This is a genomic window from Streptomyces sp. FH025, assembly GCF_017427025.1.
Lineage (GTDB): Bacteria > Actinomycetota > Actinomycetes > Streptomycetales > Streptomycetaceae > Kitasatospora.
The window spans coordinates 1-3,121 of record NZ_JAFLNG010000807.1; the positions used below are offsets into that span (position 1 = coordinate 1).

Genomic DNA, 3,121 nt, shown 5'->3' on the forward strand with positions numbered 1-3,121 from the left:
GCCATCACTCCCGAGAGGAAGGCAGCATGACACCCCCGGACCCCCTCCTGACCACCGCCCAGGCTGCCGAACTGCTCGGGACCACCGAGCGGTTCCCCCGCCGGCTGATCGCCGAGCGACGCATCGCCTTCGTGAAGCTCGGACGCCACGTCCGCATCCCGGCCTCGGCCATCGCCGAGTCCATCACCGCTCGTACCGTCTAGCCGGCCACCGTCCGGCGCACACAGCTCAGGAGGGCTGCCTGATGGCGAACGCCAAGAGAAAACGCCGACGCTTCGGCTCGGTCCGCCAACTGCCCTCCGGCCGCTGGCAGATCCGCTATCCGGACCCGGTCACCGGCCTGACCCGGAAGGGTGAGGAGACCTACCCGACCAAGACGGACGCCGAGGTCGCGCTCACCCTGATCGAGGCGGACATCAAGCGCGACAAGTGGGCCGATCCGGACGCCGGGAAGGTCAAGTTGGCGGACTTCGCCGCCGCCTGGCTGCGGGATCGCAAGTTGGAGGAGAGCACGCGCGAGCGGTACGCCATCACGCTCCGCTAGTACATCCAGCCTGGGTTGGGCCATCGGACGATCTCCGAGATCACCCCGGCGCGCGTCCGTACCTGGCGGTCGAACCTCCTCGACGGCGGGGCCGGCGACCCGTCCGTCGTCAAGGCGTACCAACTGCTGCGGGCGATCATGAACACTGCCGTGGACGACGAGCTGATCCAGCGCAACCCGTGCCGGATCAAGGGGGCCGACACCTACGACGTGCCGGAGCGGCCCGTGCTCACGGTGACCGAGGTGTTCGCCGTCGCCGACGCGATCGGTCCGCGCTGGCGGGCCCTGGTGCTGCTGACCGCGTTCACCACACTCCGCTTCGGCGAACTGGCCACGCTCCGCCGACGGGACGTCGACCTCGCGAACCGGCTCGTCCGGGTGCAGCGCAACCAGGCGGAGCTGAACAGTGGCCGGCTCTACGACAAGGCGCCGAAGAGTCGTGCGGGCTTCCGCCCCGTCGCCTTCCCCGCCGAGATCGTCGATGAGCTGGCGCACCACCTCGACCTCTACGCGGGCCCCGGCCCGGATGGGCACCTGTTCATCGGACCCCGCGGCGGCAAGCTCCGCCGGAGCAACTTCCGCGACGACTGGATCAAGGCCCGCACCGCCGCCAAGGTGAGCGAGGACGCCCACTTCCACTACCTCCGCCACACCGGGAACACCCTCGCCTCGCAGAACGGCGCCAGCACCCGCGAGCTCATGACCAGGATGGGCCACAGCAGCACCCGCGCCGCGCTGATCTACCAGCACATGACCGGCGACCGGGACCGCGCAATCGCCGACCGGATGGGTGAAGCCGTCCGCCAAGCGCTCGGCGAGCAGGGGACGCCGCCGGGGGCATCTGGCACGCGGGTAGCGCGGGACGTGTAGGAGTCCGGAAACGGCCAAGGGCCAGTTCGGAAGGATCAAGCCTCCGAACTGGCCCTTCCATGGGTGGGCGCGGACAGTGTCGAACCGCCGACATCTGAGTTGTGACCCGCCAGCCAGGCGCTGCCTCCTGCCGTCTCATGTCCACCGGCGTTGCCGTCAGGTTCTACCGTCAGCAGCGTCCCAAACAATCAGCCGCCCCCGGTCAGACCAGCGATACCGCTATGACACGGGGACGAGTCCGTCCTGAACCGCAGCGGCGGACCCTTCCCAGCCCCCTGGCCCCTTCCACACCGCAGCGATGCCCAGGGTTTCGAGGAACGCCGCGTACCCTTCCCCGACCGTCTCAGTGAAGAGGGCCACTAGGCGCGGCGCCGGCGGGTCCGGGTGCAGGAAGTGCCTGTAGGAAAGGAGTTGCCCCACGGCCTCCCGAACCGCTGCCGTGGCGTTCCCGTTGTAGACGACCTTGGCTTCCACCAGCCAGCTATCGCCACCTCGATGGAGCATGAGGTCACGCGGGTGGACGTCAGTGGTCACACGGAACCCGGCCCCGGCCAAGGCCGGACCGAACTCGGCGATCAAGGTCTCGTGTCGGCGCTTCTTGCGGATCCTTCGGCCGACGAGATGGGCGACGTAGTCAGCATCGTCCTTCGGGTAGAAGTCTCGCAGCGGATCCGTGCCCTCCTCCGGCTCAACACGGGAACTAGGGTCGAGCACTGCCACGTCGGCCCCGCTGGCAAAGGGCGTGTCACGGCTTTCGACAGCGCGCTGGTAGATGTCGGCCAGGTGCCACAGGTCAGCCCGCAGCCCCACTTCGGACGGCAGGTCCTCAATGTTGTAGCGCCTAGCCACGACGCTGCCGGCCTCATATGCCCGCTGGCGCCAGCCGTTGGATCCCAGATCTACAGCGGTATCCCAACCCTCGAGCAACGTGGCGGGCACCGCCTGGCGGAACGATTCAGCATCCCGCCTCAACCAGTCCCTGAGCTCGTCCTGCCGGTTGGAACGCCCCGCCAGTTCCTTGCTCAGGCGGGTGACCCCTTGATTGAGCATCAGCGTTACGCTCGTTAGGTCTTCGGCAAACAAGTACACGATGTACAGGCCCTGGCCGGGATCGTCAGTCTCGTCCGGATGGAATACGCCTATCCAAGGCGTAAATGTCGGAGTACCCATACCCCCACTGCCTCGGACCCGGTAGCCCGCCGGGGTGAGGTCCCGAAGATGGTCCTTGGCGTTACGCAGCAGCCGCTGAGCGGCCGAGTTCATCGGAGCATGCCGATCGTAGGTGCGGGCGACGTTCAGCAGGTAGTCACGCAAGTCCATCAGACGATCCCCCCAGTCGTTCGAAACGGAAGTCTCCTTCATACCGCGTAGCCAAGACCCCTGAGGCACGAGGGTCACAGCAACACCCGGGCCGCGCTGATCTACCAGCACATGACCAGCGACCGGGACCGCGCCATCGCCGACCGTATGGGTGAGGCCGTCCGCCAAGCGCTCGGGCAGCCGGGGGCATCTGGCACGTGGGTGGCACGGGAGGAGTAGGAGCCCGGAAACGATCAAGGGCCAGTTCGGGAGGATGTTGCCTCCGAACTGGCCCTTCGGGTGGGTGGGCGCGGACGGTTTCGAACCGCCGACATCTGCTTTGTAAGAGCAGCGCTCTACCACTGAGCTACGCGCCCCCGTTCGTGGCCCGACGGGCGCACGACGAGT

General features: G+C 67.5%; 4 protein-coding genes and 1 tRNA gene. 3 read left to right on the top strand and 2 right to left on the bottom strand.

The window, feature by feature from the left end; translation table 11 throughout:
• The first annotated feature begins 26 nt into the window (after positions 1-26).
• From J0670_RS34145 to J0670_RS34150, 3 genes are read left to right on the top strand one after another with little or no spacing between them, the layout of a single operon-like run.
• Positions 27-203 carry an excisionase family DNA-binding protein gene (locus J0670_RS34145; protein ID WP_207816228.1) on the top strand — a complete coding sequence of 59 codons (177 nt, stop codon included), beginning with the start codon at positions 27-29 and terminating at the stop codon, positions 201-203.
• Positions 204-244: 41 nt separating this feature from the next.
• On the top strand, positions 245-544 hold the full coding sequence (locus J0670_RS40405) for a hypothetical protein (RefSeq protein ID WP_307806814.1): 300 nt from the start codon (positions 245-247) through the stop codon (positions 542-544).
• Positions 545-559: 15 nt separating this feature from the next.
• The gene (locus tag J0670_RS34150) at positions 560-1,414 is read left to right on the top strand and encodes a site-specific integrase (RefSeq protein ID WP_307806815.1); all 855 of its coding nucleotides are present in this window, start codon (positions 560-562) and stop codon (positions 1,412-1,414) included.
• Between the two features lie 219 nt (positions 1,415-1,633).
• Here J0670_RS34150 and J0670_RS34155 read toward each other — a convergent pair whose 3' ends face one another.
• Positions 1,634-2,776: an MrcB family domain-containing protein gene (locus J0670_RS34155; protein WP_207816230.1), complete on the bottom strand. Its 1,143-nt coding sequence runs from the start codon at positions 2,774-2,776 to the stop codon at positions 1,634-1,636.
• Between the two features lie 242 nt (positions 2,777-3,018).
• A tRNA-Val gene (locus J0670_RS34160) sits at positions 3,019-3,090 on the bottom strand.
• Positions 3,091-3,121 lie beyond the last annotated feature (31 nt).

Coding starts and splice junctions, on each gene's coding strand:
- J0670_RS34145 (WP_207816228.1), top strand. CDS start 27: ATGACACCCCCGGACCCCCTCCTGACCACCGCCCAGGCTGCCGAACTG.
- J0670_RS40405 (WP_307806814.1), top strand. CDS start 245: ATGGCGAACGCCAAGAGAAAACGCCGACGCTTCGGCTCGGTCCGCCAA.
- J0670_RS34155 (WP_207816230.1), bottom strand. CDS start 2,776: ATGAAGGAGACTTCCGTTTCGAACGACTGGGGGGATCGTCTGATGGAC.